This is a genomic window from Myxococcales bacterium, from assembly GCA_016706225.1.
Classification (GTDB): Bacteria; Myxococcota_A; Polyangia; order Polyangiales; family Polyangiaceae; genus JADJKB01.
Map to the genome: position 1 here is coordinate 1329562 of JADJKB010000021.1, position 25483 is coordinate 1355044.

Genomic DNA, 25483 nt, shown 5'->3' on the forward strand with positions numbered 1-25483 from the left:
CTCCCGAGCTTGACGCGGCGCAAGGGCGGGCCCATCTTGGCCTGACCCCCGCCCCCCCCGAGGGGAGGGGTAAAGGAGCAGCCCATGATCAAGCTGAAGGTCACCGGAATGACCTGCGGACACTGCGAAATGGCCGTAAAGAAGGCGCTGGGACAGGTCCCCGGAGTGACCGCGGTCAGCAGCGTCGACCGCACCCGAGAGGAAGCCATCGTCGAGGGGGCCCCGGAGATCGGAGCCCTGATCTCCGCCATCGTCGAAGAGGGCTACTCCGCCGAGGCCGTGGCGTGAAGCACTGCGCCCACGGCCTCAAGCTCGATGGCGCGACGCGAGATGAAGCGCGACGTCGGCTGCTGTCGATCCGTGGGCATGTCGAAGGTGTGATGCGCATGCTCGAGGACGAATCGGTCTACTGCGTCGACGCGCTCAAACAGATCAAGGCCATCCACGGCGCGCTCGACAAAGTCGGTGGGATGGTGCTCGCCAGCCATCTGCGTGACCACGTGGTCACGGCAGCCGCGCGCGGCGATGCAGGCGAGATCGTCGACGAACTGATGGAGGTGCTGAAGTACCGCTGACGGCTTTGGCAAACGGCAACATGGTCCCAGCAAGAACTGCGAGCTCTCTGGCCGACGTCGGTGCTGACACCGACCCGAGCTCCGGCGCACCCGCGACCGCACATTTGGATCTCGGCGTAGGAGGAATGACCTGCGCCAGCTGCGTCGCTCGCGTCGAGCGCACGCTGAAAAAACAGCCGGGAGTGAAGGCGGCGAGCGTCAATCTGGGCACCGAAAAGGCCAGCATCGACTACCTGCCTGGCGCCGTGAGTCCGCAGCGACTGAAGGCGGCCATCGTCGACGCGGGCTACGTGGCCATCGATCTCGATACGGAGAAAGATTCGCTCGAGCGCGCCCAGGCAAGAGAACAAGCCGACCTCCGCCGCGACGTCATGCTGGGCGCAGCGCTCAGCGTGCCGCTGATGTTCGTGGCCATGCTGCCGATGCTCTCGCCGTCGGTCATGCACGCCATGCACCAGGTCCTTCCCCATCGCGGCTGGGGTTTCGTTCAGCTGGCCCTGGCGGCGCCGGTGCAGCTGTTCGTCGGCGCGCGTTTTTACCGCCAGGCCTTCGCGGAGCTCCGCCACCTGAGCCCGGGCATGAACACCCTGGTCATGCTGGGGTCGAGCGCCGCCTTCGGCTACTCGCTGCTCGCGCTGCTCACTCCCCGGATCTTCCCCGAAGGCACCGCGCATCTCTACTTCGAGGCCTCCTCGGTCATCATCACGCTGGTGCTGCTGGGCAAGTTGTTGGAGGCCCGTGCCAAGGGGCGAACGAGCGACGCGCTGAAGAAGCTGTTCGGCCTCGCGCCGAAGACGGCGCGTGTGCTGCGGGGAGAGTCGTCCGTCGAGCTCGCGATCGACGCTGTCGTCCCGGACGACCTGATCGAGGTCCGGCCGGGAGAGCGCATCCCCACCGACGGTGTGCTCACCGAAGGTTCGAGCTGGGTGGACGAGAGCATGATCACCGGCGAACCCCTGCCCGTCGAGAAGTCCGTCGGCGGTGAGGTCGTCGCCGGGACCGTCAACCACCGCGGTGCGTTCGTGTTCCGCGCGACGCGGGTCGGCCAGGACACCGTGCTGTCGCAGATCATTCGACTGGTCGAGCAGGCGCAAGGTGGCAAACCCCCCATCCAACGCCTGGCGGACCGCATCGCGCGGATCTTCGTGCCGCTGGTGATCGTGGCCGCAGCGCTCACGTTCTCGATCTGGTGGTTCTTCGGGCCAAGTCCGGCGCTGAGCCATGCGTTCGTCGCAGCAGTCAGCGTGCTGGTCATCGCCTGCCCGTGTGCGATGGGGCTCGCCACACCCACCGCCATCATGGTCGGCACGGGCAAGGCGGCGGAGCTCGGCATGCTGTTTCGAGAGGGCGCCGCGCTGGAGACGATGGCCCGACTCGACACCATCGTGCTCGACAAGACGGGTACCTTGACCAAGGGCCACCCCGAGCTGACCCACATCGCGCCGTACGGGGTGACGGAGACGGAATTGCTCCAGCTCGTCGCGGCCGCCGAGGACCGGAGTGAACACCCGCTTGCCCGTGCAGTCGTAGAAGCCGCCCGGACCCGGGGCATCAGCTTCGGACGAGCCGACTCGGTGCAGGCGGATCCTGGATTCGGCGTCGAAGCGATCGTCGCGGGACGCCGTGTCGCGGTCGGCGCCGAACGCCTGATGTCGAAGCTCGGCATCGACACCGAGCTGGGCCGAGCCGACGCCGCGCGCTTCGCCGTCGAGGGGCGTTCGCCGATCTTCGCCGCGTTCGACGGCAAGCTCGTGGCCACACTCGCCATCGCCGATCCGCTCAAGGAGGGCAGCCGTGCAGCCGTTCGAGAGCTCCACGCGCTCGGCCTTGGCGTCGCCATGTTGAGCGGCGACAACGGTCGCACCGCAGACGCCATCGCCAAAGAGGTCGGCATCGAGCGAGTGCTGGCGGAGGTGCTGCCCGGGGAAAAGGCCGCAGAGATCGCCCGGCTTCAGGCCGCGGGTCGGCGAGTGGCTTTTGTCGGCGACGGCATCAACGATGCGCCTGCGCTCGCGCGAGCCGACGTGGGCATTGCGATCGGGACGGGCACCGACATCGCGGTCGAAGCCGGCGACGTGATCCTGATGAGCGGCGATCTCCGCGGCATCGCCAGCGCGATTCGGCTATCCCGCCGCACACTGTCCACAATCCGTCTGAACTTCTTCTGGGCTTACGCCTACAACGTCGCCCTCATTCCGCTCGCCGCGGGCGCGCTCTACCCGCTCTTCCACCTGCTCTTGAGCCCCATGCTCGCGGCAGCCGCCATGAGCATCTCGAGTGTGTTCGTCGTCACGAACAGCCTCCGCTTGCGGCGCTTCGTGCCGACCGCACCGAGCGCTGGAACCGTGTGACGACGAGCGCCGCGTACCTCAGTCGAAGTCGAGCTCGGGGTAACGACGAAAGAGCCCGTCCTCGTTGAACGGAAGGCGACGCGGCGACGCCAGGTAGGCGGCGATACGCGGGCGCGCAGCGACCCGGTCCCGCAGGGCAATCAAACCTGGAACGGTCGGCCCGATGCGGCTCATCGCCTTCGGAAACGCGTACTCGAGCCCGCAGACGAGCTGAAACAGCGACAGGTCGACGTACGACAGCTCGCCTCCCACCAGCCACTGTCCGCCGCGCTGGGTGCCGCGCATGAGCACTCGTTCGAAGTAGCCCAGCAGCTTCGGCAGCCTCTCACGCAGAAAACTCTGCGTTCTGCGGGCGGCCTCGGGCTTCTGATCTTCGTAATAGAGACCGGACCCGATGGGGTGATGGGTATCGTGCACCTCGCCCACGACGTCCGCGAGCGTCAGCTGCAGCTGATTGACGAACAGCCGACCTGCCTCGTCGCTGGGACTGAGTTGATGCCGTGGCCCGAGGTAGAGAAGGATGTTCGCGGTCTGTGCGATCAACAACGGACCGTGGCGCAACACCGGCGGCGCGAACGGCAGCGCCGCCTCCGTTTCACTGCGCAAGAGCGCGATCAGGGCCGGGACACCGCCCCCCTCGTCGGCCGGCCGACGCGCGACGTCTTCGTACGGAGCCCCAGCCTCCTCGAGGCTCAGGCGCACGAACTCCCCGCGCCCCTGGATCGATGGCCAATAGTAGAGCTGATAGGTCATGACCGACGCGAAGCCTCCGCGCTCAAGTTAGCGTGTTCACCCGACCGAGCGAAGACTAGAGACACGTGCAACCGGGTGGTAGGCTCCCGCGCCCGCCCCGACTCATGCACTCCGAAATCGCCTTCGTTGCCCTGTTCGGCGTCGCGGCCGCCGTCGCGCTGATGGCCCGCCGACTCCGTGTTCCGTACACGGTCGCGCTGGTCACGGCCGGACTCTTGCTCGGCCACACCAGCACGCTCGCGGCCCCACATCTGACGAAGGGCCTGCTCTACGCCATCTTTCTTCCGGGCCTGCTGTTCGAGGCCGCATTTCACCTGGAGTTCTCCGACTTCTGGCGCAACAAGCTGGCGATTCACTCGCTGGCCATCCCGGGGCTCCTGGTGGCCATCGCCCTCACAGCCGGGATCCTGACGCCGGTCGCCAGCGCCCTGCACTTCGTCGAAGGGTTCTCCTTCATCGACGGGTTGGTGTTTGCCTCGCTGATCGCCGCGACGGATCCGATCGCGGTCGTCGCGCTGTTCAAGACGATGGGCGTCCCCCGGCGCCTCAATGTGCTGGTCGAAGGCGAGAGTCTGCTCAACGACGGCACGGCGGTGGTGGTCTTTGCGCTGGTGCTGTCGTTCGCCCTGGGTGAGCCATTCAGTCCGTCGGGAGCGGTCTTCCAGTTCGTGAAGGTGGTGGGCCTCGGCATCTTCGTGGGCGCCGGTATCGGCTACGGGATTTCGAAGGTCATTCAGCGCGTCGATGACCCGATGATCGAGATCACGCTGACCACCCTCGCGGCCTACGGCTCCTTCATGCTCGCCGAGCACTTCCACGTCTCGGGTGTGATCGCGACGGTCGTCGCGGGCATGCTGTGCGGCAACTACGCGGCGCGCACCGGCATGAGCCCGACGACCCGCATCGCGGTGGAGAGTTTCTGGGAGTACGTCGCGTTTGCGCTGAACTCCATCGTGTTCCTGCTGGTCGGACTCGAAGTGCACATCGACTCGCTGCTGGCGTCGTGGAAGGCCATCGTCGCGGCCTGGCTCGCCGTCACGCTGGGGCGAGCCATCGTGATCGGCCTCGTGACGGCGCTCTTGTCCCGGACCAAGGAGCGCATCCCGGCGCGCTGGGCCATGGTCCTGACCTGGGGCGGCCTGCGCGGCGCGCTCTCCATGGTGCTGGTGCTGGCACTGCCGCTGACGTTCCCGCACCGCGAGCTGCTCGTGAACATGACCTTCGGCGTCGTGCTCCTGTCGATCCTCGTGCAGGGGATCTCGATGTCCCAGATCCTCACCCGCCTCGGTGTCGCAGGCACCCGCGCCGACCGCCACGAGTACGAGACGCGACGAGGGGCCCTGCTAGCTGCGAAGGCCGCGCTGACGGGCATCGAGCAGATGCGCGGCGCCGGGTCGTCCTCCACGGAGGTATTGGACCCGTTGGCGGAGGAGTACGAGAAACGCGTGGCATTGGCGGCGGAGCGTGTGCAAGAGCTTCGGCTCGAGCACAGCACGGTGCACGCCGAAGAGGTCGAGGCCGCCCGGCGGCACCTGCTCCTGGTGGAGAAGGACGAGCTCATGCGCGGGCGTAGAGAGGGGATCTTGAGCAGCGAAGCGTTCGACCGACTGGTCGTGGACGTCGACGCGCGACTTCACGAGCTCGACGACGACGACTGACGCTCGCACCTGCCCGTCAGTCGTCGGCTTTGGCTCGGCGGGCTGGAGCGCCGAACGTCAGGTCAAGCCCCCTTGTTCAGAGCGTCACGAATCTCGGTGAGGAGCTCCACTTCTTTGCTGGGCGCCTCGGGCGCGGGAGCCGCTTCCTCCTTGCGCTTCAGCTTGTTCATCGCTCGGATGGCCATGAAAATTACGAACGCGACGATGAGGAAATCGAAGACCGTCTGCAGGAAGCTGCCGTACTTGAGCGCCACCGCCGGTTTGTCCCCGACGGCGTCGCGCAAGGTGAGCTGAAGCGCAGTGAAGTTGACGCCTCCGATCGCGAGCCCGATCGGGGGCATCACCACATCGGCAACGAACGACGTGACGATCTTGCCGAACGACGCTCCAATGATGACACCTACCGCCAAGTCTACGACGTTGCCCTTGACTGCAAACTCTTTGAACTCGCTCAACATGCTCATGTGACTTCTCCGGTCGCTTCTGACGAGCAGCTCCAGCCAACTCTCGGCCTCCGTGCCGAGGAATGACCGGAAGCGCTAGCGCCACTCGGCGCCGGGACGATACGCCAGCGAGCGCAGAACACCATGTGAGTCCGGCCGCACCGGTCGCGAAACGCCCGCGAGGACGCCGGGGAAGCGCCCCGTGAGCACTGGCTCACAGCGCGTAGCGCACGAAGAACTGCGCCTGACTGGCGATGTCGAACTGCATCTCGGCCTCGGTGGACCCCTGGCCCGTCAGCGCCGCTTCGGAGGACGCCCCGTACAAGCTGCCGCCGTCGCGGGTGCTGGCGAAGGTCGGCCGGGTCGTTGCCAGCATACGCACCGTCGCGCCGAGCTTCAGCTCCCGAGTCACGTTGAGATCGCCACCGAGCCCGATGTAGCCCATCGGGTAGACCGCATCGACCTTGCCGGCAGGCATCTGCACGCGCGTGTACTCGGCACCACCGCCCACGACGACGAACGGTGTGATGAAGAGGTCCGGGAGCATGCGCAGACCCACGCCTGTGAGGGCATGGGTGCTCGTGCGATCCAGGCCCTGGCTCACGACCGCGGGAGTGGCAGCGTAGAAGTCCGCGGAGAGCTCACCGTACAGATACTTGTTCACATCCAGCGTACCGAAGACTCCGAACCCGTTCATGCGACACGCATCCCAGGCCACTCCGCCGTCCGGATCACGGAAACCATAACCGCCGATGCGCGCCCCAAAACCAGGCCGCCACGCCTCACTGTCGGCGCGGCGTGCGCGCGGGTCCCGCCGAGGTCCGGTGTCGCCATCGGCGGTCGGGTCGTTGGTGCCAAAGATGGGATCGGCCTGTGCCGCACTGCCCAGACTCGATATCAAGGCCACCACCAACCAACACGAACTTGTTCTCATCTGCACCTCCACGCGAATCGTCAGCAACCAGCATGCCGCGCGACGCGCGAGAGCTTTGTCGCCGCAACACCAGGCAAGCGAGACGAGCGCGCGAACTGCCGGATACCCTGCTCCGTGCACGCGAATTCACGCCGCGACGCGCACCGATCGTGTTTCGAATGCGCGCGAATCACCGCGCAACGAAGCGCGAATTGGGACAAAGATACTGCCTTCAGCTCCGAGTCCTCGTCGCCCTGGCCGTCGCCCTCGCGGGTTGCTCGAGCACGAGCCCGCGGGATGAAGAGGGACGAGCCCCGGTGGGTGAGCTGGGCATGAACGACGTCTCGATGCTGTTTCCGTTGCCTGCCCCCGGTCACCTGGACGAGCTGTGGAGCGCGAACACCGTCGGCAGGTTCGGCGCGCTCTTGCCGGTGTCCGTGTTCAGTCAAGCGCCGTGTCTGACGCCGGGCTGCGAGCAAGACTCCGACTACGACCGCCTGCGCGTCGTCGCCGCGCGGGTCGACCCGTGTTTCCCCTCGCTCACGCTTGCGCCGTCCCCGGCTTGCCGCTTCCAGGTGCGACTCGTGCTGCAACCCGTCGACGAGAGCCCGGGGCAGGTCGTCACAGAGGACACCGCCATACATCTATTTTACGATCTGCCGGTCGGTGACTTCGTGAGCTTGATCGCCGACCTGCTCGCCGCGCAGCGCGGTTCGCTGCCACTCGCAGCCGATCAACCGTTGGGGCCGCACCCCACACTGCTCGCGGAGGGCCTCTCGGGGGCCTATTCAGTCGGCTTGAAGGGCGCGCTGTCCGCGGTCATCGGCGCCGACCGCCTCACTCGCGTGACCTTCATGCGGCGGGGGACTGCCGCCGATTCGTGGACCTTCGCTGGCTACGACCTCGTCCACGGCGCCGTGATACCGGTGGCCATCCTGGATCCGAAGGTCACCGAGCAGTCCTTCGTGAACGACGTCGCGGCGGGCGCGCTCGGATTTGCGGCCAGGCTGGAGCCCGCGAACTTGCCCACACCCGAGGATCTGGGCCCTGTCTTCGACTCAGTGAGCGCCAAACAGCTCGACGACGACTCACTCTGGCCGAGCTACGAAGCGGCGTTGCGCATCGAGAACCCGGAGCTTCATTCACCTGCCAGCGTGGACTGCGTGAGCTGCCACGCCGCGCAGCCTGCGCGCTTCTGGATGGAACGGAACACGGCGCTCGGGAACCGCTTCAGCGCGTCGCGCTACACGTCGACGCAACCGCTCGAGGTGGTCAGCGCCATCGACGACACCACCCGAGTGCTGCGAGCCTTCGGCTGGTTTCAGGCGCGACCGGCCATCAGCGCGCGCGTGGTCAACGAGAGCGCTGCGGTGGTCGCCTACCTGAATCAGCGTCTACTCCAGTGAGCTCGGGTCAAGCCGGAGCTTCGGCGTCGATGACCGCGCGCACTGACCGCGCCAGTGCGTGTGCGGTGAATGGCTTGGCCAGAAACTGCGTGCCAGGGTCCAGCACGTTGTTGTGAACGATCGCGTTGTTCGTGAACCCCGACATGAACAGCACGCGCACTGCCGGTCGACTGGTCTGCAGGCGTTCCGCCAGCGCCTTCCCGCTCAAACGAGGCATGACGACATCCGTCAAGAGCAGATGAATGGGCCCCGCATGGCCCCGGGCGACGCTCAGCGCGTCCTGGCCGTCTTTGGCTGTCAAGACCTCGTAGCCACGTTCAGCCAGGATCCGGGCGGCGAGCTTGCGCACGTCGTCCTCGTCCTCGACCAAGAGGATCGTCTCTCCAGCCCTGGCCCTTTCGGTCTCGGGAGAGTGTTCCACGATGGCGGGCGAAACCGCGTCGTCCGGTGCCCGCGGGAGGTAGATCTTGAAGGTCGTGCCGTGGCCCAGCTCGCTGTAGACCCAGATGTGTCCGCCGCTCTGGCGGACGATGCCGTACACCGTGGCCAGACCGAGGCCCGTGCCTCTGCCCTTCTCCTTGGTGGTGAAGAATGGCTCGAACAGCCGGGTGCGCGTCTCTTCCGTCATGCCTTCGCCGCTGTCGGTGACCGTGATGCGCACGTAAGGACCGGCGATGACCTCGTGATGGGAGCGGACGTACTCGTCGCCCAGCTCGACGTTGGCCGTCTCGAGCGTCAGGCGGCCCCCGGACGGCATGGCGTCCCGGGCGTTGACGACCAGGTTGGCGAGCACCTGTTCGACCTGACTCGGATCGACCAAGACTGCCGCGAGATCCGGCTCGAGATCGACCTCGAGCTCGATGTGCTCGCCGATCAAGCGCGCGAGAAACTCGCTCATCTCGCTGACGATCGCGTTCAGCTGGCAGACGACGGGGCGGATCATCTGCCGCCGGCTGAAGGCCAATAGCTGTGAGGTCAACCTCGCAGCCCGCTCCGAAGCCCCGCGGATCTGCAAGAGGTCATCCCGAAGTGGTGCGCCCTCCGGCAGCTCGGCGAGTGCGAGCTCGGCCGAGACGGAGATGACGGTGAGCACGTTGTTGAAGTCGTGGGCCACGCCGCCGGCCAAGCGCGCCACGGCCTCGAGCTTCTGCGCGTGCTGGAGCTGGGTCTCGAGCTCACGCTCCCGGCTGACGTCGGTGGCAACGGCGAGGAAGACCGGCGGGTCCTCCCCCGAGATGGTGGAGAGCCGCAGACAGACCGGGAAACGCGACCCGTCACGACGCTGATATTCGGTGTTCAGCGTCTGGGACTCGGCGCTACCCGTCATGAGCTGGGTGATGCGGTGACGCAGTTCAGCGGCGTCCAGTCCCGGTGCAAGGTCAGTCAGAGTGCGGCGAGACAGCTCCTCTTCCCCGTAACCGAGCTTCTCCTGGGTCGCCTTGTTGCTGAGCACGTGCGCGAGGGTCTCGGCTTCGAACACGTCTACTTGCTCGCCGGCTTGATCGAGCAAGTGAGCGAGGCGAGCTGCCCGGCGGTCGGACGCTTCCGCGTTCGATTGGAGCTGCCGCGCCTTCGCTTCGAGCCGGTGCCGCTCGAGCTCGACGCGAAGCCCAGCGGTTCGCTTTCGCTCGCCGACCGCCACCAGCGCGAGCGAGAGCCCCAGCCAGAGTGCCGCCGCGAGCCCACCCTCGGTCTTCAGGCGCTGCTCGACCGGGGCGAAGGCCTCGGCGCGATCGACCTTGCGCACGATACCCCAGCCTGTCTCGTGGTTGAAGGAGGTCGCGGAGAGCACACGCGTGCCGGAGTAGTCCAGTCCTTCGGCGAATCCGCCGCGGCCCATGAGTGCATTCTGCATCGGAGTGTCGCCGGAGCCTTGGACCGGAAATCGGTGAAACCAATCCGGGTCGGCCCGCTTGAGCTCCGTGAAACACAGGATCTGGTCGCCCTCCTGCACCCCGATCACTGTCTCTCCGGTGCGAGTACCGGCGGTCTCCTGAGTGACGAGCTTGAAGAGCGTCTGCTGCGGTCGTGTGCTCAGGACCACAGCGAAGCGCTCAGCCCCCGCGCCGACCGGATGAGCCACCACGATCGCAAGATTCCGCGGCGAGGTGCCGTCGATGCCCGGGAGGGTCGTCCCGGTCGCGAGGGCACGTTGCACGACGGCGCGCACGACATCCGACGGCGGTGTGGCGCCCGCCGTCGCGGCGTGAAGCTGACCCGCTGCGCCGAAAACCGCGGCCCACTCGTAGGCAAAGACCGAGCGAGTGCGCTCCAAGCTTTCCACCAGCGCCGCCCGCGCTGCCGACTCCGCGGGCGCCCGGACGAACTCCTTCAAGGCCACGCCGCGAGCCAGGAGCTCGGCGTCACCGTGACGCTCACGCCACCACAGGCCTACCGCGGCCCCCTTGACCTTGACCACCTGCTCGGTGCGCGCCTGCCAGTATTCGAGGGCGTTGTCGCGCGCGGAGCCAACCCGCCAGAACATCAGGCCGAGAAGGGGCGCCCCAATCACGAGGAGCCAGAGGATTGCTCGGTTGCGGAGGTTCATGGTCCTTCCCCCCTGGGCACCACGACGGCCGCTGGAAGCAGCGGCTCGCACGCGGCGTCCTGCCTGGGTCTCGACCCTAGCATCCGACGAGCGAATGCAAAGCTCCGGCGGCAAGCCCACGCCCCATCGCTTCCGAGCCGTCCCCCGACGCGCACTATTTGGTTATCCTGCCTGAGTGGATTCGGAGCGTTTTCATCCGCCGCCCACGCCGCCGCCGGTGCCGCTGCCGCGTGAGGCCCCGAGCTCCGGCCTCCGCCTGCTCGGGATCGCACAGTGTGCTCTGGGAGTGTTCGGTCTGTCAGCCGCGCCACTCACGCTGATCACTCGCTTCGTCGCCCGCGATCCGGGTTCGCTCCGCGTACAAGAGCTGCTCTGGGAAGGCTTCCTCGGGGCCTGGATGTACGCGTCGCTGGCGCTTGGTACCCTCGCTGCGATCTTGCTGATTGCCGCAGGCGTCGGAGTGGTGCGCGGGCGCCGCTGGGGTCGGAGCCTCACGCTCTGGCACGCAGGCATCTCGGTCGCGCTGATGGTGCTCGGACAGCTCGTCTCCGTCCTGTTCCTGTATCCCGCTCTCTGGCAGCTCGGGCAGGGCGGCACGGCCGCGGAGCGCGGCGGCGCCATCGGCGGCGTGGTGGGCGGCCTGTTCGGGGGTCTGTTTGCCCTTGTCTTGCCCGTCCTGGAATTGATCGTGATGACCCGGCCACACGTCCGCGATTTCTTCGCGCAGGCGGAGAGTTGACCCGCGAGGTTTCGGTGAGCGAGAGCCGCGCGGAGCCACGCGCATCGAGAAAGCTGGCGCTCGGCGCGGGGCTGATCGCGACGCTGATGCTGCTCGGGCTGCTGCTGCAACGGGCGCGAGCGCCGGACCCAACGAACGTTCCCTTGGGGATCGCGGGCGCCAAGCTCGGGAGCAGACTCTCCGATGTGCGCGGCGCACTTCCGAACCTGGTTCCATCCGGCGAGTCCTCGGGTGAGACACCGACGTATCGCACACGCACCTCGGTGTTCGATGAACGGGCCAGCTGCAGCCTCGAGTTCGCAATCGCCGCAACACTGTCGCGCATCGAGTGTGTCGTGGAGCTGCCCGCTTCCAGAGACGCCAGCGCAAAGGTCCGCGCGAGGCTGCTGGCCACGCTGCGTGGCCTGTATGGCAAAGAGAGCGAAGCCGGCGGAGGCACCTGGCTCTGGCAAAATGCGCGCGCGCGCCTGCGGCTGCGCGAGTCCGCCGACGCCGTGCCCACACTTCAGTTGAGCAACTGGCTGCGCTCACCCGAATGAGCCAAAGCCGAGATGTGTCGAAAATCCAATGCGGGTCAGGGCGCGAGCAGCTGTTTTTGCGTGCTGTAGCTCCACACCGCGAGCCAGGTCGGTCCACCCACGGCAACCAGCGAACCCGATGGAGACAGCACGACGCCGCGGTTCTTGGTGATCTCGCGTACCCAGTCGTCCTCGGCGGTGGCGGGGTCGAGCGGCAGCTCGCTGCTCATGCGCTCCTTGCCGCTCCCGTCCAGCACCAAGAGCCGCCACGTGCGCGGAGCCAAACCCGAGTCGGCGGCCGCGCCGTCGACCTGCGCTCGGGTCTCGAGGCGGAGCAGCGCGATTTCCGTGTCGTTGGTGGCCAGATCGAAGGTCCCCGGCAGCTCCAAGGTCTTCTTCACGACCAGCCGGGTCGTGCTCAGCTGGGTCAGCATCAGCCTCCCGTCGGTCTGCGCCAACCAGATCTCGTCCAGGCGCCGCGTCGTCAGGATCCGCCACACGTCACTGCCCGACGGTAGGTCCAACGACCAGCGCTTGCCGCCCGGAAAGAAGCGCTCGAGCTTCGGCCCGGCGGTGTACACGTAAGACCCGTCCTTGAGCAGCGCGAACGCCTTCTGGTCCGCGCGTTCCAGCTCGATGAAGTCGAGCGTCTCGAGCCGTCCGTCGGCGCTGAGCTCGTACGGATAGAGCGTGGGGTCGATGCCGTGGTGGACCCAGAGTTTGTTCTTGGCCCGCCGGTCGCCGAGCAAGAGTGAGTCGGGGAAAAGCGGGAGGCGCGAATAGTGCTCGGCCTTCTTCGGATCTCTCGGCACACGCCAGAGGTCGCTGACTCCGGCAACCAGCACACTGCCATCCGAGAGCGTTGCGGCCCGACGGGGGTCCCGGACCGGGAGGCGCGTGAGCACTTTCAGATCGTCGAGCCCGCGCAGCACGAGCTCGGTCTCCGTGAGCTGAGCGAGTCGGTCCTTGCCGAAGGCGAGCTTCTGCGTCGGCACGCGCCGGGGTGCCACTTCGAGCTTGGAGCGTCTGAGCTCCGCCACGAGTCGCTTCGCCTCCGCTCCCGCATCGACGTCGCCCGCGGCCGTTGCCTCGCCGGGCGCCGCGTCGCCCGCAGGCGCCGCCGGCCGCTCCGGCAGACCGGGGCGCGTCGGCGGCTCCGAAGGCGGTGAACGCTCGTCACATCCGAGCGCCACGGACGCCACGCCCAGGGCAAAAATCCAAGCCAGCGACCGCGATCTGAGCATGAGCGCTGAGCATAACAAACAGTCCGAGGATGACAGCCGCGGTTGTTGCGAGTACTTCGACGAAATGCTCGCTCGCGGCCCTGCCGTTGCGCTCCTTGCGCTGACGCTGCTCGGCGGGTGCGGTTATTTTCGTCGGGTCGGGGAGTGTCGGCGCCTGGCCAGACACGTGAACGGCGCGCTCGACCAGATCTCCGCGACGCACGACGCCGGCGCCGCGACCTCTGCCACCTATTCGGATCTGGCAGAGCGCTATGAGCGCCTGGCTCGGGACATCGACGGCTTCGCGAAGACGGACGACGCCCTCGGCCGAACACTCAAGGAGTACGCTCAGTCGTGCCAAGAGACGGCCAGGTCGTTGCGCACTCTGGCCCAAGCGCTGGACAAACCCGATCCGATCGCCGCAGCGCGCGTGCGCCGGGAGATGGGGAACTTCGTGCGCCGGGACAAAGTGCTGACGGCGCGCATCGAGGGCCTGTGCTCGGAGCCCTGATGGGCGTGATCACGGCGCGGCGTCAGCAGGCAGGCGGCGTCGGCTCGGGTCGGCGACGCGCCCGTACAATCCCGTGACCGGTGTGTGCCACCTGACCTCGGCGCGCTCACCCTCCAGCGTGAAGGAGTCGGGATTGCCAATCCAGCTCGAACCGTGCACTGCCTCTGCGTAGTGAAACGAGAGCCCGACACACAGGAGCGTGAATGAGCCCGCGGCGGCGAAGCGTAGCGGTCGAGGCTCGACGAACAGGACCACGAGGAACACTGCCAGGCCCGGGACCAACCACTGGCTCAACGGGGCGCCCGCGTCGCAGCGGTGCAGCCCCGCCGACGCACCGAAGGCGGGTACCATGAGGCTAACGCCCGCCCCGAGGGCGCGCCAGAGCGTGGGTTTGCCGAATCTTGCCAGCACGAGCAACAGCGCCGCGAGGGCGCTGCCAACGATCCCAATGAAGTGCACCACGCCGGCGCTCATGGCTTCTTCTTCTTCTTCTTCGGTCGCGGCACCTTGCGCTCCTTCGGCCCGACGCTCACGTGTCCCCACACGTACCCGACCTGGCGCCGGAACTGCCCCAGCTCGTCCCCACCGAACAGCCAGAGATCCCTGGGATCGTTGTCCATGTAGAGCATGGGGGCCCAATACCCACTCGACACCCAGGCGAGCACCTGAGGCGCGGTCAGCGTCGCCCGCACGAGCAGGATGCCACAAGCCGGTTTCACCGCCAGGCCCGAACAGCCGCTGAGCACGTGGATCTCTTCGTTGCCGATCGGGCGCCAGACCCACTCGCGCTCGAAGTGGAAGCCCTTCTGGCCGCCGAGGTCGGTCTTGGCTTCTTCGGGGAGCAACGCGAGAGCCGCACTCGCGAGCTCCTTGTTCATGGACGCTCGGGCGTCCAGCTTCTCACCACGCGCGACCTCGAGCGCGACCTCGTCGTCGTTCCGTGGACCGGCACAGCAGCGGAAGCCGATGTTCGCAGCCTTCGTGTCGGCAGAGCGTCCAATGGCATTCGCACAACGCCCGACCAGCTCACCTTGCGCGGCGTTCCCACCGCGGAGCGCGATCAACGCGCGGTCCGAGCCACGACCCCAGGGACTGTCCGTCCACTCCCACACCCCGCCGTGCATGTCGCGGACGCCGAACTCACTGCGACAGCCGGCCAAAAAACCCGTCGGCCGCATCGCGGACGAAGCCCCCGTCCCACAGCGCTCCGCGCGGTAGACGTTCCCGTACTCGTAAGTGGTATTGGTTGGTCCCTTGCACGCGCGCTCCCACTCCAGCTCACTGCAGAGTCGTTTGCCCTTCTCTTCGCAGTGCGCAGCTGCGTCCGGCTGACTCGCCGCGGTGAGCGGGATCGCACCCTCTTCGTTCGGGAACGGAAACACGTCGATGTAGAAACCGTGCAAGATCAGCTGTTCTCCGAGCATTTCCTGGTCGGCGAGGCGCGGGTAGGCGTCCGGTGCGGTCCCTGCGATGAGCGCTCCACCCGGGATCCAGAGCATGCCGCGCATCGGGGCCGGCGGGGCGACCGGGGGCCCGAGGGAGCCGCTCGGCGCGCTCGCGGCGTCGGCCGCGCCGCCCGGAGCCTTCGACTTGCAACCGGCAAGGCCGACGGAGCCCAGCAAGATCACCGCAATCAGGACGCACCGGCTCTTGCTTGGCCTGCCGGCGAGGCTGCGTTCGCTCGGAGCGAACGCGCCATTCATGGCTCGCCGCGCTCGTCCTTTTCGCGCAGCCCAAGCTCCTTCATCTTGAGCTGCAGGCCCTTGCGCGAAATCTTCAAGAGGCGAGCCGCGTGGGTCACGTTGCCGGTCGTCTGATCGAGCGCCTTCAGGATCAGCTCGCGCTCGAGCCGGCTCATGGCCGCCTTGACCTGCTCCTTCAACCCGTCCGACATGCCCTCGGTCGTCGCGGGAGGTTCGGATGAGCTGGGGCCGCGCACCGGCTCACCGCGCTGAACCTCCGGTGGCAGGTCCGCGATGGAAATTCGCGCGCGGTCGCAGAACAGCACGGCGCGTTCGACCATGTTCTCGAGCTCGCGAATGTTGCCGGCCCAGCCATGCCCGACCAGCATTTGCTCCGCCTCGGGCTCCAGGCCCTTCACCGACTTCTTCAGGCGAGAGTTGAACTTCTCGACGAAGTGCGAGACGAGCAGCGGAATGTCCCCACGTCGCTCGCGGAGCGCCGGCAGCCGAATCGCAACCACGTTCAAGCGATAATAGAGGTCCTCGCGGAAGGTTCCGGCGGCGATGTCCTTCTTCAGATCGCTGTTGGTGGCGGCGACGAGCCGCACGTCCACCCGGATGGTCTTGATCCCGCCGACGCGCTCGAACTCGTGCTCCTGCAACGCTCTCAGCAGCTTGACCTGCATTTCGACGGGGATGGTCCCGATCTCGTCGAGGAACAGCGTGCCACCGCTGGCCAGCTCGAAGCGCCCGGGCTTGCTGCCCACGGCGCCGGTGAACGCGCCCCGCTCGTACCCGAACAGCTCACTCTCCATCAGGTCACGCGGGATCGCCGCGCAGTTCACCTTGATGAAGGGTTTGTCGCGCCTCGACGAGTTCTCGTGCAACGCCCGCGCGACCAGCTCCTTGCCGGTCCCGCTCTCGCCGCTGACGAGCACCGTCGTCGGTGTGTCGGCCACGCGCTCGAGCACCGCGTAGAGCTCCTGAATTGCCGTACTCTGGCCGATGATCCCGTAGCGGGCGTCGGCCGGCGGCCTTGCCTCCGGACTGTGCGAAGCCTCCGTCGAGGACAGATCGCGCGTGCGCAGCGCCTTGCGGACGATGGCCCTGACTTCGGACTGATCGAACGGCTTGGTGATGTAGTCGAAGGCGCCCGTCTTCAGCGCCTCGACGGCGTTGTCAACGGTGCCGTGGGCCGTGATCATCACGACGGGCAACTCGCTGTCGAGCGCGACCGCGCGACGCAGAAGCTCCATGCCATCCATCTTTGGCATGCGAAGATCGGTGATCACCAGGTCGATGTGGTGCTCGGCCAGGTGTGCCAGTGCTTGCTCCCCATCTTCGGCTGTGTGCACGTCGTAGCCGTCGCGCTCCAGCTGCGCGGTCAGCACGCGGCGCAGGTTCGGCTCGTCGTCGACGACCAGGACTTGTTTGCGCTCGGGCAACATCATCGAAGTGACCTCAGCCTGGTTTCAGTCGCAGTGCGCACCTTTGTTCGATTTGCGCAGCTTCGAGCAGAAAAACAGGGCTGCCTTGCCGTTGCCGGGGGCGCCGGCCACGAACACGTCCCGGTCCGGTTGGTGGACGACGCCGATGGCCGTGCCCAGTTTGTCGCCGGCCTCCGCGCTGGAGATGAAGCGAGTCTCGGCCACCCAGTCCGGATGCTCTGGCTCGACATCGAACACAAAGACGGCGCCGCCGTCCGACGCATCATCCCGCACGTCCATGCCGGGCGCACCAACCAGGACCTCGCCGTCCCCGTCGTGGTCCAGGTCGGCCACGGCGAGCGCGGCGCCAAAGTCACTGCCGCCGCAGCCGTCGAGATCGGCGGTGGTGCGACAAGCGAGCGCGACGATCTCGGCGCCCGCGGGCAGGTCGGCGCACGCGGATTTCGAGTTGGCTGCGAGCACCGCGCCCGAAAGGACATGGGCTTTCTGGCCATCCGCGACGATCAGCTCTTCATCCGAGTCGCCGTCGATGCGCCCTGCGGCGAGCGTGCGCCCGAACTGGGTGTTCGCTCCGGGGGGAAAGAGGCAACCGGCGAGTGTGCCTTGGTCGTCGAACAAGAACACCCTTCCGGCTCCGGGCTCGCCGACCGCCAGCCAGGCTGCGCCCTTCACCTTCACCACCACCAGCGCGGCGCCGTAGGTCTCTCCGACGCTGACGCCGGCGTCGAGCTCGACGGGTGTCTGTGAGCTCGACGCATAGAACCACGCCTTGCCGGGGGCGCCGTTCAGGCCCGTCGCGCCGGCCATCAAGATCGGAAAGTCGCCATCCTCGGCAACGAGTGAGAGTTGTTTGCCGGGTTCGTCCACGACCACCCCGGCGGGCAGGGCGTTCGCGCTGAGAAAAGCGCTGTCACCCGCGTCGCACTGGATCTGTACGCCGAGCGCCTTGGAGCCGTCGGCGGTTCCGAGGCCTTCGGCGACGCAGAGTGTGCGTGGCAGCCCGTCCAGATCAGCGCGTTGCATCGAGGCAGCGGTCTTGGCCAGGGTACAACCGACTTCACAATGGCCGCTGCGCGCAGCGTCCGTGCTCGCACCTTGCTTGGGACCCAGCTCGAACTCCGCCCCTCCAGTGCGGCCAGGCGATGCGCCGACGAACACCCGGTAGAATCCGTCGACTTCGCCCGCCGCCACGGTCGAGCCGAAGCCATATCCGACGTTGTCGGGTTTGTTCAGCAAGAGGACCGGCGCGTCCTCCTGCACGTCGTCGAAGCGGGTCCACGAACAGGCCACGACGCCAAAGCCGAGCACACCCGCGACCAGCGATGAGGTGATGCGTGCCATCAGAACCGCCCTCCGAGACTCAGCCCCTGCGGGCCGGGTGCAACGCCGAACGAGAACTTGGGTTCCGGTCGCCGAGGTTTCGGCGCCGGCAGCGCCACCCGAACCGGATTGCGCAGAGAGGCAGTGGGTCGCTGTTTGCGCGGGTCGTTGAACTCGAGGAGCTTGCCCTGAACCGCCTTGGAGTTAGGCAGCGGATCCTTGATGAAGTTGTAGGTGGCAAACCCAGCCAGCACGCCGCCGATGACGAACCCTGCGTCCGCGCCGATGGCAAAGATGCGCCCGCGCGTGATGCGTTCGTCGTCCTGCTCGAGCACACCGTTCTTGCGGTCCGCCTCCAGCTCGTTGTGCAGGGAGTTCGACTGCAGACCCAGGTACACACCGGCGCCCAGGAATACCGCGCCGATGATGGACTGCGTCCAGGCCGCACCGCGCGGGTACTTCTGGATCATGTCGGCGCGCAGCGGCAGGATCTGGCCGTGGGGCACGGTGACGACCTCTTCGTAGGTCTTGTAGCCGCTGGCGTTGATCGTGATCTTGTGCTGCCCGGCGTCGGCCTTCACCGCGAGAGGCACCTCTCCGGCGCGCCAGACGCCGGCGGCTTTTTCATCGACCTGTATCTTCAGCTCCGGCGCGTTGCCATCGATGCGCAGGTAGCCGTAGCTGACCCGCGCCAGCGTGACCTCCAGCTCCTTTTGCTCGCCGCGGCCCAAGCGAATCGGCTTGTGAAACGGCTCGAAGCCCGGCGCCTCCACCAGCAGCATGTGGTCCCCGCTCGCGACCAGCTCGCCGTGAGGTGTCGTGCCCCACGGTGAGCGGGCACGGCGATCGTCGTCGATGAAGGCATAGGCCCCGATCACGTTGGCCGATACCCGCAAGAAGCTCATGAACTCGCCCTGCGAGAGGTTCGCGCGGAAGTGGAAGAACTTTGCTCGCTTGACCTCGACCTCTGCGTCGCAGGATTTGAAGTCGAGATAGGGCTCGACCACGACGTGGTACGTGCCGACCTCGAGGGTGAGGTTGGCGGGCGACTGAGCCTTGGTCACTTCGCGCCAGTCCGGGTTCTGGCCGCCAAGTCGATAAGGCGGCGCCGAATCCCGAGTCCGAGTGTAGAGCTTGATGGGAGCTCCAGCTGGCTCGGTCTCGATCAGCGCCAACGACTTCATCGAGTCCGCCGTGTCGGAGTCGAGCGGTCCAGGTACGACGGGCGGGGTGACCGCCGCGTCGGCGCCGCCTTCTTCGCCTCCGTCCTCGAGCCCGCCATCCGTGTCAGGAGGCGGCGTCGGCGGGATCCCCTTCGCCGCTTCTAGCTGAGCAATGCGCGCCTTCACCTTGTCGGCGTCCGGAGCGTTGGGGTCGATGCTCAGGTAGCCGCGAAACTTCTCCAGCGCGTGATCGACGTCCCCCAGCTTCTGGTAACAGACGCCGGCGTTGAACAGAAACGCCGCATAAGGCTGCTCGGAGTACCCTGCCTCGAACACCTTGGCGGCACCCGCGTAGTCCTTGGCAACGAACAGCGCTTGCCCCTTCTCCAGACGCTCGCGGATCAGGTCCAGCTTGCGCGCCGAGAGCGCCTTCCCAGCCTGCGCCCGGGCACCCTCCGGGGCAGGCACGAGCAGTGCCAGCACCGTCAGGACGCCGCTTCCCCAGCCCAAGAGTCTCAGTTTCACCCTTCCCACGGGCGCAAACTTGACCCCGAATGCGGGCGCGGCACAAGCCGGGTCGTGGGAAGGCCGCGGAGAAAGCTGACGGGCGTCTGCCGTTGCTCACGAAGATTGAGGTCTTGCCCTAGGTGCCACTATGCTATCCGACAGGTCAATTCGTAGGCCTGCTCCCCCATGCACGCGTCCCGTCCACTCCTGCTCGCCGCCGCCATTTCATTGCTGGCCCCAGTCGCCGCCGGCGCCGAGTCCGAGCCGACCCCGATTCCGCCGTGCGAGAAGACCCCGACCGAGGGTGACGTCGCCGGGGCCAAGGGTGCGTTCCAAGCCGGTCAGGGTTCCTTCGAGGAGGGCGACTACAACCGCGCCATCTCGTACTGGGAGGACGCCTATCGGCGGGACTGTACCGCGCACGCGCTGCTCCTGAATCTGGCGCGCGCGTACGAGCTCAACAACCAGAAGCGACACGCCGTCGTCTCGCTGGAGGCCTACCTCGCGCGCCAACCCAGCTCACCGCAGCGCGATCAGATCGCGCGCCGGATCGAGGGGCTGAACGACAAGCTCGCCAAGGAGGCGGCAACGCCCGGGCCCGCGGCGGGCGGCGGACCCACCGAACCCAAAACCGACGGACCCGTGGGGTCAGCGCCGGAGACGGATGGTGGAGGGAAGAAGTCTCTGACTCCGCTCATCGTCGCGGGCGCGGGTGGTGTCATCACGATCGTGGGTGGCTTGCTTTACCTCAAGGCCGCTGGCGATGTCAGCGACGTGGAGGACAAGTGTGGACCGGGTCGCAAATGCCCTCAGTCCCTGGCGGAAGAAGGCAACGACGCGCGCAAACGTCAGAACCTCTGGGGCGTCGTCACGGTCGGAGGCATCGCCGTCACTGCAGGCGGTCTCGTTTGGTACTTCTTGTCGAAGCCTTCCGGAAGTGCGCCGACGACAGCGCTGGCAGCGACAAAGCGCCCGTTGCCCCAGGTCTCTCCGGTCGTCGGCCGGGGTTTCACCGGTCTCGCATTGAGCGGCAGCTTCTGATTTTCGCCGACCGAAGCCGGGGCGGAATCGCCCGCGGCTCGGAGTCAGTGAGCAGGCGGCGCCGGCCGGGGTGCCTCTCCCGAATCTTCGGTGGGCTCGGACTCTTCCGGAGCTGTCGGCTTGGCGCCCTTGCCCTGGTAGACGATGTAACGAACGGTGTCGGGCGGCCCGGCGTCGAGGTGCGAGAGATCGGGCTCCAGGGGAAACGGAGTCTCGCTGGACGAACCGCCACACGCTGGGCAAAGCGCGACAAAAAGCGGCACCAGGCAGCAAACAACGGTCCAACGCACGGCGCGTCCGTAGCACGGCTCACCGCGTCCGCATAGGTCCGGGTGGCCCGGCCCCACACCTTGGTCTAGGTTTCGCGCGAGTGAGTGGGATGCGTTGGGTTCGGAGTGTGTGGTCGGTGGTTGCGCCGGTCATCCTGGTTGCGGCCGCGTCGTGTGGCGACGACGACGCCACGGAGCCAAAGTGCAAGAGCCCGACGTGTCCCATCGACTACGCCAGCATCGATCTGACCACGCCCAGCGTGAGCTTCGAGACCGAGGTGATGCCGGTCTTCCGGCGCTCTTGCGGGCTGTCCAGTGTGTGCCACGGATCGGCGACCAAGAGCGCAGCCAAGCTCTATCTCGGTCCCAAGCTCAGTGACACGACCACCGTGGTGGACGCCGGCCTGTTCCAGAAGATCATCGACGGGATCTCCGGCGTGGCGTCTCAGACCGCGCCGGAAATCAAGCTGGTCGAGCCGTCCGACCCCGAGCACAGCTTTCTGATGCTCAAGATGGATGGCTGTCAGAATACGGCAGGCCTCACCTGCACACCCCAGCCAAAATCAAAGTCCGGAGCCAAGTGTGGCGACCGCATGCCACAGTCGGGAGGCGTGTTGTGCGAGGAAGATCGCGACCTCGTGCGGCGCTGGATCGCTCAGGGCGCGCAGAACAATTGACGGAAGAAGATGATCGGTCGGTTAGCCGGGACTGTCGTGCTCGATGACGCGAGCGGTGAGCTCTTGGTCGACGTTGGGGGCGTCGGTTACGAGGTCAGCACGCCGATCGGTGCCCGGGGACGTGCCCAGGGCAAAGGGCCCGATCAGGTGGTGCTCTGGATCCACAGTCACGTGCGCGAGGACGCCTTCGATCTTTATGGCTTCGCGAGCGAGGACGAGCGCCGTGTCTTCCGACTCCTGATTGGCGTCCCGAACGTTGGACCCAAGACCGCCCTGGGGGTGCTCAGCGCACTGCCGGTCGACGAGCTCTCGTCGGCGGTCGAGGCCGAAGACGTGGCGCGGCTCACGCGCGTCCCAGGGATTGGCAAGAAGACGGCCGAACGGCTGGTGCTCGAGCTTCGCGAGAAACTCCCGAAGCTCGGCCTGGCAAAGGCCGGGGACCCCGCGCGCCCCGCAACCTCGAACGAGGACGCGCGGCGCCTCCAGACCGCACTGACCAACATGGGGTACCGACCAGGAGAAGCAGAGCGCGCCATCCGAGCGCTCGCCGAGCGGGTCGGGCGGGAGCCGCTGGCAGACTTGCTGCGGGAGGCCCTGGCCCATTTGACCCCCTGATCGCCCAATTTCCACGGGGTGAAGCCCCGACAGCGCTCCCGGGAGCACGGTCCTTGACCCCCATCGATGGGCGTGGATAATCGCGCAGTTACCAGGAAAAACGCGGCGCAGAAGATTGCGTCGCGAGCGCCCCGGGGAGCTCTCAGTGATCACCTGTCCGAAGTGCAGCAAGGAAAATCAGGACCACTACAAGTTCTGCCTCGGTTGTGGTGCGGAGCTTCCGCGCGGTGTTGCGCCGAAGCCGTTCTCTCCGCAGACACCGCCGCACGGCGTCGCGGCGCAACCGCCGCGGGTTGCCACGCCGGCGCCCGCGCCCGCTCCGGCGCCCGCGCCCGCTCCGGCCCCTGCGCCAGCGGCAATTCCACGGCCGCAATCGGTCCCCAGCCCCAGCGCTTCGCCCGCACCCGCGCCGACTGCCGCCGCGGCAGGCCCCATCGTCACCTGCCCGCAGTGCGGCCACAAGAACCCGCCGAACAACCGCTTCTGCGCATCCTGTGGTTACAACGTGGGTGCACTCAGCGGCTCCGTCCCCGCACCTGCGCCCGTCGCGCCCGCGGCGGCCGGAGGCGGCGCTGGGCCCAGTGTGATTTTCACCGCGCTCCGAGCGGACGGCACGGAGGCCGGTACGTACAACCTCCCCGACGCTCCGACCGTTTCCGTCGGACGCGACACCGGCTCCATCTTCGCCGGTGACAGCTACCTCTCACCGCGGCACGCGACCTTCACGCGGCGCAACAATCAGCTCTTCGTGAAGGACGAAAACAGCTTGAACGGCGTGTACCTCAAGGTGAAGCCGAACGAGCCGTGGGCCCTCGAGTACAACGACATCTTCCGAATCGGACAGGAGATCGTGCGGCTCGAAGAGCTGAAACCCGCGACCTCCTCGCCGGACGGTGTGGAACGCTTCGGAAGCCCCGCAAAAGGCTACATTGGGCGGCTGTCGTTGGTCATCGGACGCGACACGTCGGGCAACGCCTTCCCGATCCCCGAGCGCGGCGTACACCTGGGTCGCGAGCGCGGAGACATCCTGTTCTCCGAAGACGGCTACGTCTCGGGCCTGCACTGCCGCGTCGCGCGCGGCGCCGACGGCAAGATGTACCTCACCGACGTGGGCAGCTCTAACGGTACCTTCGTGCGTCTTGGCCAAGAACAGCAGGTTCAGCGTGGCGACGTCTTGCTGATGGGGCAGCAACTCTTCCGTGTCGACTTCTGAGCAGAATGAGCGGCCGATGTCCGCGCCGCGCACGATCCGTGTCGTGGCGGCGGTAATCGAGCGGGACGGCAACTATCTGATCACGCAGCGCAGGCCGAGCGCCGTGCTGCCGTTGCTCTGGGAGTTTCCGGGCGGCCGTGTCGAGGACGGCGAGACCGACGCCGACGCGCTGCGACGCGAGGTCAAGCACCGACTGGGAGTCGACGTGCAGCCTGGTCAGCTCATCAGCTTCGTGAGCCACCCCTACGAGCACTACACGGTGGACCTCTACCTCTACGAGTGCCGCATCGCGTCTGGCGAACCCAAGGAGCTCAACGTACACTCGTTCAAGTGGGTAACGAGCAGCGCGTTCGACCAGTACCCTTTCACTCCGGCGGACGAGCTCTCGATGAACAAGCTGCTCGGCCTCGGCTGAGGGCGCTGCTCAGCTTCGGCCTGTCGTTCAGCGTTGCGCTGCCGTCGTTCGCTCAGGGTCCCGGTGTTCCCGTGACGGCTGCGGCAACGCCGACCCGCGCTGCGCCCTTCGGCCCGGGAGCAACCGTCGAGGTCACGTCGGAGGGTCTGGCCGTGAACGTGTTCGTTGCGCGCATGTCCCCGACCGCGGTCGAGGCGCCGGCCGACAGTGCGTTCATCAAGCTCGGCAAGACTCCGCTGGCTTTCGAGCTCCCTCCGGGCACTTTTCGCATCGAGGTCGAAGGAGTGGACATCGGCAACGAGGCCATGCTCCTCGAAATGCGCGGCGATCCCCGGCGACTCAAGGTCAAGACGGGCTCTGAAGGCCTCGGCACGACCGGCACACTGCTGATGGCGGTCGGGATCTTGGGGTGGCGGGTGCGACGGCAATCCTCATTTCGGGTGGCAGGGCGCCGAGCAAGCTGGACAAGACGGCGGTGCTCGTCCCGATGTACGCCGCGGGTGCGCTGTGTTTCGGCGGCGGGCTGGCCATGACCCTCGCCGGCCGCACTCGGATCGACGACCTCCGTTCGGCACCGCCGACGCCGGCCGGTCCGATGCGCGGCGCGTGGCTCGGGATCACCGGCGCTTTTTGAGCGCCCTCTAGCCTCGACTCGTGCGCTTTCGCTCAGCGATTTCGCCGCCCATGACGATCGCGGTCTGATCGCAAGACTGCTCGGGTCGAGTCTAGCCCCAACCGGCAACTCGGGCGCGGGAGTCGCCGATGGGCCGCGCGTGCAGCGCATGAAGCTCGCGGTCGCCTCGTTCCTCGACGTGCTCGCCCCGCGTGAGTGCCCGATCTGCGAGGCGCCCCGGTGGCGCGGAGTGTGCGCCGGCTGCCGGGCGCAGCTCCAACCCGCGGCCGAGCGCGAGATCGAAGCGGTACCGGTGCTCGCGGGCGCCGCCTACCAAGCGCCACTCGATCGGGCAATCGGGCGCTACAAGTACGAAGACAGGCCGGACTTTGCCGGGGCGCTCGGCGGCTTGCTTGCAAGCGACAGCTTGAACGCCAGTGCCCGCGACCCCGACACGCTCTTCGTGCCCATCCCGCTGCATCGCTCGCGACTCGCGGAGCGGGGCTACGATCAGGCGGTATTGCTCGCGCGTGTGCTCGCCGGGCGATGTAACCGGGCTTCGACGGCGCGCGCGCTGCATCGCACCCGGGAAACGGCTCAGCAAGCGCGCCTCTCCGGCCCCGAACGCCGCCAGAACCTTCTCGGCGCGTTCGCCGCCAATCCTCGGATCCTCTTGCGTGCCCGAGCGGTTGTGCTGGTCGATGACGTGCTGACGACTGGATCGACCGCGCGAGAGTGCATCCACGTGCTGCGCGCGGCCGGGGCCGAGGTCGTCGCCGTGGCGTGCATTGCCGCAGTTGGCACGAGGTCGGAGTCCGCGAACCCAAGCTGACTCTGCGGCAGGCACCGAGCGCAGATCCGGGCGCCCAGCGATGAAATTGG

General features: G+C 67.1%; 26 protein-coding genes. 15 read left to right on the forward strand and 11 right to left on the reverse strand.

Translation table 11 applies throughout. The annotated features are described in order from the left end of the window. The first annotated feature begins 84 nt into the window (after positions 1–84). The 3 genes from IPI67_30745 to IPI67_30755 are packed head-to-tail and all read left to right on the forward strand — an operon-like array spanning position 85 to position 2926. Positions 85–288, forward strand: coding sequence for a heavy-metal-associated domain-containing protein (locus IPI67_30745; protein ID MBK7584552.1), 204 nt, complete (start codon positions 85–87; stop codon positions 286–288). Beyond that, positions 285–575, forward strand: a complete 291-nt coding sequence (locus IPI67_30750; GenBank protein MBK7584553.1) for a metal-sensitive transcriptional regulator — start codon at positions 285–287, stop codon at positions 573–575. Before IPI67_30745 ends, IPI67_30750 begins: the two co-directional genes overlap by 4 nt. Before the next feature lie 20 nt (positions 576–595). Then, the gene (locus tag IPI67_30755) at positions 596–2926 is read left to right on the forward strand and encodes a copper-translocating P-type ATPase (protein MBK7584554.1); all 2331 of its coding nucleotides are present in this window, start codon (positions 596–598) and stop codon (positions 2924–2926) included. Positions 2927–2944: 18 nt separating this feature from the next. On the opposite strand, the gene IPI67_30760 is transcribed toward IPI67_30755, so the two are convergent. After that, positions 2945–3679, reverse strand: coding sequence for a glutathione S-transferase (locus IPI67_30760; protein MBK7584555.1), 735 nt, complete (start codon positions 3677–3679; stop codon positions 2945–2947). A gap of 104 nt (positions 3680–3783) precedes the next feature. Here IPI67_30760 and IPI67_30765 point away from each other — a divergent pair, with 104 nt between their 5' ends. Then, positions 3784–5337 (forward strand): Na+/H+ antiporter, encoded by a 1554-nt coding sequence (locus tag IPI67_30765; protein ID MBK7584556.1) that lies wholly within the window; start codon positions 3784–3786, stop codon positions 5335–5337. Between the two features lie 62 nt (positions 5338–5399). Here IPI67_30765 and mscL read toward each other — a convergent pair whose 3' ends face one another. Beyond that, positions 5400–5795 (reverse strand): large-conductance mechanosensitive channel protein MscL, encoded by a 396-nt coding sequence (gene mscL, locus IPI67_30770; protein ID MBK7584557.1) that lies wholly within the window; start codon positions 5793–5795, stop codon positions 5400–5402. A 199-nt stretch (positions 5796–5994) separates the two neighbouring features. Continuing rightward, positions 5995–6714 carry a hypothetical protein gene (locus IPI67_30775; protein ID MBK7584558.1) on the reverse strand — a complete coding sequence of 240 codons (720 nt, stop codon included), beginning with the start codon at positions 6712–6714 and terminating at the stop codon, positions 5995–5997. Positions 6715–6905: 191 nt separating this feature from the next. Here IPI67_30775 and IPI67_30780 point away from each other — a divergent pair, with 191 nt between their 5' ends. Next, positions 6906–8099 carry a hypothetical protein gene (locus IPI67_30780; GenBank protein ID MBK7584559.1) on the forward strand — a complete coding sequence of 398 codons (1194 nt, stop codon included), beginning with the start codon at positions 6906–6908 and terminating at the stop codon, positions 8097–8099. A 7-nt stretch (positions 8100–8106) separates the two neighbouring features. Here the strand turns inward: IPI67_30780 and IPI67_30785 are convergent, their stop codons facing one another. Further along, the gene (locus tag IPI67_30785) at positions 8107–10647 is read right to left on the reverse strand and encodes a response regulator (GenBank protein ID MBK7584560.1); all 2541 of its coding nucleotides are present in this window, start codon (positions 10645–10647) and stop codon (positions 8107–8109) included. A gap of 175 nt (positions 10648–10822) precedes the next feature. Between IPI67_30785 and IPI67_30790 the strand changes: the two genes are divergently transcribed. Both IPI67_30790 and IPI67_30795 read left to right on the forward strand, forming a co-directional pair. Continuing rightward, positions 10823–11386 (forward strand): hypothetical protein, encoded by a 564-nt coding sequence (locus IPI67_30790; protein ID MBK7584561.1) that lies wholly within the window; start codon positions 10823–10825, stop codon positions 11384–11386. 14 nt (positions 11387–11400) lie between these two features. Next, on the forward strand, positions 11401–11925 hold the full coding sequence (locus IPI67_30795) for a hypothetical protein (GenBank protein ID MBK7584562.1): 525 nt from the start codon (positions 11401–11403) through the stop codon (positions 11923–11925). A 35-nt stretch (positions 11926–11960) separates the two neighbouring features. Here IPI67_30795 and IPI67_30800 read toward each other — a convergent pair whose 3' ends face one another. After that, the gene (locus tag IPI67_30800) at positions 11961–13148 is read right to left on the reverse strand and encodes a hypothetical protein (GenBank protein ID MBK7584563.1); all 1188 of its coding nucleotides are present in this window, start codon (positions 13146–13148) and stop codon (positions 11961–11963) included. On the opposite strand from IPI67_30800, the gene IPI67_30805 reads away from it, so the two are divergent. Beyond that, entirely contained in the window at positions 13147–13638 is a 492-nt protein-coding gene (locus IPI67_30805; GenBank protein MBK7584564.1) for a hypothetical protein, read from the forward strand. The genes IPI67_30800 and IPI67_30805 overlap by 2 nt on opposite strands. A gap of 9 nt (positions 13639–13647) precedes the next feature. Here the strand turns inward: IPI67_30805 and IPI67_30810 are convergent, their stop codons facing one another. From IPI67_30810 to IPI67_30830, 5 genes are read right to left on the reverse strand one after another with little or no spacing between them, the layout of a single operon-like run. Beyond that, positions 13648–14112, reverse strand: coding sequence for a hypothetical protein (locus IPI67_30810; protein ID MBK7584565.1), 465 nt, complete (start codon positions 14110–14112; stop codon positions 13648–13650). Next, the gene (locus IPI67_30815) at positions 14109–15341 is read right to left on the reverse strand and encodes a formylglycine-generating enzyme family protein (GenBank protein MBK7584566.1); all 1233 of its coding nucleotides are present in this window, start codon (positions 15339–15341) and stop codon (positions 14109–14111) included. The genes IPI67_30810 and IPI67_30815 overlap by 4 nt, the downstream gene beginning before the upstream one ends. Further along, on the reverse strand, positions 15338–16771 hold the full coding sequence (locus IPI67_30820; GenBank protein ID MBK7584567.1) for a sigma-54-dependent Fis family transcriptional regulator: 1434 nt from the start codon (positions 16769–16771) through the stop codon (positions 15338–15340). Before IPI67_30820 ends, IPI67_30815 begins: the two co-directional genes overlap by 4 nt. A gap of 21 nt (positions 16772–16792) precedes the next feature. Next, positions 16793–18109 carry an FG-GAP repeat protein gene (locus tag IPI67_30825; protein MBK7584568.1) on the reverse strand — a complete coding sequence of 439 codons (1317 nt, stop codon included), beginning with the start codon at positions 18107–18109 and terminating at the stop codon, positions 16793–16795. Continuing rightward, entirely contained in the window at positions 18109–19776 is a 1668-nt protein-coding gene (locus IPI67_30830; protein MBK7584569.1) for a PEGA domain-containing protein, read from the reverse strand. Before IPI67_30830 ends, IPI67_30825 begins: the two co-directional genes overlap by 1 nt. Before the next feature lie 168 nt (positions 19777–19944). Here IPI67_30830 and IPI67_30835 point away from each other — a divergent pair, with 168 nt between their 5' ends. Continuing rightward, the gene (locus IPI67_30835; GenBank protein ID MBK7584570.1) at positions 19945–20799 is read left to right on the forward strand and encodes a hypothetical protein; all 855 of its coding nucleotides are present in this window, start codon (positions 19945–19947) and stop codon (positions 20797–20799) included. 44 nt (positions 20800–20843) lie between these two features. Here IPI67_30835 and IPI67_30840 read toward each other — a convergent pair whose 3' ends face one another. Further along, positions 20844–21089, reverse strand: a complete 246-nt coding sequence (locus IPI67_30840) for a hypothetical protein (GenBank protein ID MBK7584571.1) — start codon at positions 21087–21089, stop codon at positions 20844–20846. An 89-nt stretch (positions 21090–21178) separates the two neighbouring features. On the opposite strand from IPI67_30840, the gene IPI67_30845 reads away from it, so the two are divergent. The 6 genes from IPI67_30845 to IPI67_30870 all read left to right on the forward strand — a co-directional run bounded on the left by IPI67_30845 (position 21179) and on the right by IPI67_30870 (position 25433). Further along, positions 21179–21745 (forward strand): hypothetical protein, encoded by a 567-nt coding sequence (locus tag IPI67_30845; GenBank protein ID MBK7584572.1) that lies wholly within the window; start codon positions 21179–21181, stop codon positions 21743–21745. A gap of 9 nt (positions 21746–21754) precedes the next feature. Next, a complete protein-coding gene (ruvA, locus tag IPI67_30850) occupies positions 21755–22360 on the forward strand; it encodes a Holliday junction branch migration protein RuvA (GenBank protein MBK7584573.1) in 606 nt (201 codons plus the stop codon). A gap of 145 nt (positions 22361–22505) precedes the next feature. Further along, entirely contained in the window at positions 22506–23573 is a 1068-nt protein-coding gene (locus tag IPI67_30855; protein ID MBK7584574.1) for an FHA domain-containing protein, read from the forward strand. Positions 23574–23589: 16 nt separating this feature from the next. Further along, positions 23590–23988, forward strand: a complete 399-nt coding sequence (locus IPI67_30860) for a (deoxy)nucleoside triphosphate pyrophosphohydrolase (protein ID MBK7584575.1) — start codon at positions 23590–23592, stop codon at positions 23986–23988. 71 nt (positions 23989–24059) lie between these two features. Next, a complete protein-coding gene (locus tag IPI67_30865; protein ID MBK7584576.1) occupies positions 24060–24521 on the forward strand; it encodes a hypothetical protein in 462 nt (153 codons plus the stop codon). Between the two features lie 249 nt (positions 24522–24770). Next, entirely contained in the window at positions 24771–25433 is a 663-nt protein-coding gene (locus tag IPI67_30870; protein MBK7584577.1) for a ComF family protein, read from the forward strand. Positions 25434–25483 lie beyond the last annotated feature (50 nt).